Consider the following 3853-nt stretch of genomic DNA (forward strand, 5'->3'; position numbering starts at 1 on the left):
ACTCACGGGGGTAGGGCTTGGGCACGGTGACATCCTTCCAGGCGAGGCCGAAGCCTCACAGGTGAAGTGTCAACCAAACCCTGGGCAGACCCGGCTACGGCAATGTGGGAGCCGTGTGAGACCCGTCGAATCAGAACCCAGGTACCTTTGTTTCTCGCAAGCCGCGAGTGTTCTTCGTTGAACGTTGGCGACCTGGCCGAGGAACAAGCTGCTCACCATCGACCGCCCTCGTGATCCGACGCGGTATGAGAAGGTGCCGTGTCCAGCTTCCGACGTGTGCTCGATCCCCGGATGTTCTCGCTTCGGGTCTGTCATGCACGCTCGGTTGGCCACTTCTGGGTATCGTCGGTCGTCTTCGTAACAGGATTGTCGATGGCGCGACAGAGGGGTGGCATGGCGAAGGGAACACTCGTTCCGGTTGGCAAGCTTTTGCTCCTCTTGCCGTTGTGTGTGTGCTGGTCGTCGTCACCGGGTCCGCAGACCCGCGAGGTGGTGCCTGGTGTAGTCGACAGTGCTTCATATGTGTCGGCTGGTTTACGACGTTGGTGGTGTGAGTGACGAGGGGGCGGCGTGCGGCGTGACGTGTTCGTCGGAGTGGGAATCGATCACTACGACGCCGAGGAGCTGCCTGATCTTGATTTCGCGGTCGCCGACGTCGAAGCGGTCGCGAAAGTGCTGGTACCGCCGTTCACCGGTGAGCCTCTCGCCGACGCCGGTACCCATACGGTGAACGAGTCACTCGCTGCGGTGCACGGCAGTGCCGACGGCGGGTCGCTGGTGCTGGTGTGGAGCGGGCACGGCGCCGACCTGGGGGGACTGCGGCTGGCCACCCGTGATCGGGCTGACGGTGTGGCCGCCTCGGAGGTGATCCGCAGCTGTGTGTTGTCCGGCGCCAGTCAGTTGCTGCTGGTGATCGACACCTGCCAGGCTGGGGCCGCGCTGGACTCCGCGGAAATGGCCCGGAAGCTGCTGGAGCAGGTGCCGCCGTCGGAGGCCCGGGTGTGGCTGGGGGTGTTGGTGTCGTGCTCCGCGGCCGACATCGGGGCCCGCGATGACGGCGTGTTCGGCCGGCTGCTGGTGAAGCTGCTGACCAAGGGCCCGGATTCGCCGGATCAGCAGCGCCGCTGGTCCAGGCACAACAGCCGGGTTCTGGGCGAGGATCTGGGGCTGGCGCTGCTGGATGAATGGCCGGGCATCGATCAGCAGCCGAAATTCCTGAAGGACGGGCATCCGCTGGCCATCGTGCCGAACCCGCTGTATGACGAGGGGGCGCCGGAGGAGGTCGTCGAGCATCTGCTGCGGGCGGCGCGTGGTGGTGACTCCGGTGATGGGCGGTCGTGGTTCACCGGCCGGACGGGCGAGGTGGACACGGTGGTGTCCTGGGTCCGGGCGGGTGATGCAGGAATCCGTGTGGTGGTGGGGTCGGCGGGTACCGGCAAGTCGGCGGTGGTCGGGCGGGTTGTGTCGATGTCGAACCCGCGCGAGCGCGACCGGCTGCAACGCGCAGATGGAGACTGGGGGCACATTGATCCTGGTGTCCGGTCGATCGCGGCACATGTGCATGCGCGGGGTTTGACGGTCGAGCGGCTTGCGGAGGCGCTTGAGTGGCAGCTGATCCGCGCAAGTCTCATCCGGTCTGATCATGCTGGCCGACGTAACGTGGCGGAACTGCTCGGTGTAGTAGAACGAGCCGTGAAAGGTGGAGCTGACGCTCCGGTTGTGGTGATCGACGGGCTGGATGAGGCCCGCGGGCAGGCGTTCACCATTGTCGAAGATCTGCTTGTCCGGCTGGCGCCGTTTGCCTCCGTCGTAGTGTCGACACGGCCGCTGATTCACCGGGATGGGTCGGCGTTGCTGGAGAAGCTCGCGCCCGCGGCGATACTCGACCTGGACGGCGACGAGTGTCTCAACTCGGCTCAGTCGGCGATCAAAAAATATGTGCGTGACCGGCTGACCGATGTGGATCCGACAATGGATGCGTCCGCGGTGGCGGTGCATTTGGCTGGCGAAGCGTTGGCGACTGCGGATCGGCCGTTCCTGCTGGCCCGGGTGATCACCGATCAGCTCCGGGCGCGGCCGATCAATACCGTCACACCGGAATGGCGTGGCGGTATTGCGCATTCGATCGAAGCCGCGTTCGACGTTGACCTCGCCCGGGTCGAGCCCCCCGCGGCGGGAGACCTTGATGAGGCGGGTGCGCGACGGATTGCGCGGACGATGCTCGTTGCGTTGACGTGGGCAGTGGGGGCGGGATTTCCTGAGCAGGAGTGGTTAGCAGTCGCTTCCGTCTTGGCCGATACTTCGTTGAGCCGTGATGATGTGAGCTGGGTCGTCGACCAGCTCGGTCGGTATGTGGTGCAAGACGGTGATGCGGGGGTGGCGGTGTACCGGCTTGCGCATCAGAGCTTCGCCGATCACGTGCGCCGGCCATACCGCCCCACCGGCCGGGCTCCCTTCAACCCCGACGCTCTCCCTGTGAGTATTGCGTTGCTGCGGCGCTATAAGCAGCTGTTGACTGACGGGGTCGCGGTAAAGACCCCTGTGTACTTGTGGCGGTATGCCTGGGTGCACGCCGCCAACGCCGGATCCGACGGACTTGCGGCGCTGCGCGAGATCGCAGATGAACACTCTGAACTGCAGGCCGACGTCGCCATGAGCGCGCTCCAGATTGCAGACACCGCAGCAGCTTGGGGCCAGCACAGTGAGACGGTGGCGCCGACGGAGGAAGCCGTCACTTTGCGCCGGACGCTGGCCGCGGAGAACCCGGCCTACCTTCCCGGCCTCGCCAGCGCGTTGAACAACCTCGGCGTCCGCTACAGCGAGGTGGGCCGGCGTGGTGAGGCGGTGGCGCCGGCGGAGGAGGCCGTCGCCCGGTACCGGACGCTGGCCGCGGAGAACCCGGCCTACGTTTCCGACCTTGCCATGGCGTTGAGCAATCTCGGCGTCCGCTACGGCGAGGTGGGCCGGCGTGGTGAGGCGGTGGCGCCGGCGGAGGAGGCCGTCGCCCGGTACCGGGAGACGGCCGCGGAGAACCCGGCCTACGTTTCCGACCTTGCCATGGCGTTGAGCAACCTCGGCAACCACTACAGCAACGTGGGCCGGCGTGGTGAGGCGGTGGCGCCGACGGAGGAAGCCGTCATCCGGTACCGGACGCTGGCTGGGCAAAACCCCGCCTACCTTCCCGACCTCGCCAGCGCGTTGAACAACCTCGGCGTCTGCTACAGCGAGGTGGGCCGGCGTGGTGAGGCGGTGGCGCCGACGGAGGAAGCCGTCACTTTGCGCCGGACGCTGGCCGCGGAGAACCCGGCCTACCTTCCCGGCCTCGCCAGCGCGTTGAACAACCTCGGCGTCCGCTACAGCGAGGTGGGCCGGCGTGGTGAGGCGGTGGCGCCGGCGGAGGAAGCCGTCGCCCGGTACCGGACGCTGGCCGCGGAGAACCCGGCCTACCTTTCCGACCTTGCCATGGCGTTGAGCAACCTCGGCAACCACTACAGCAACGTGGGCCGGCGTGGTGAGGCGGTGGCGCCGGCGGAGGAAGCCGTCGCCCGGTACCGGACGCTGGCCGCGGAGAACCCGGCCTACCTCCCTAGCCTCGCCATGGCGTTGAACAACCTCGGCAACCACTACAGCAACGTGGGCCGGCGTGGTGAGGCGGTGGCGCCGACGGAGGAAGCCGTCACTTTGCGCCGGACGCTGGCTGGGCAAAACCCCGCCTACCTTTCCGACCTCGCCGGAGCGTTGAGCAATCTCGGCGTCTGCTACAGCGAGGTGGGCCGGCGTGGTGAGGCGGTGGCGCCGGCGGAGGAGGCCGTCGCCCGGTACCGGACGCTGGCCGCGGAGAACCCGGCCTACG

At 67.2% G+C, this 3853-nt stretch carries 1 protein-coding gene; it reads left to right on the forward strand.

The genetic code is table 11. From position 1 onward, the window contains the following. Positions 1-570: 570 nt before the first annotated feature. The coding region (locus tag ACZ7OU_RS42915; RefSeq protein ID WP_470259690.1) for a tetratricopeptide repeat protein at positions 571-3853 on the forward strand (3283 nt) is incomplete at its 3' end.

Source organism: Amycolatopsis sp. NPDC114505, assembly GCF_055633615.1.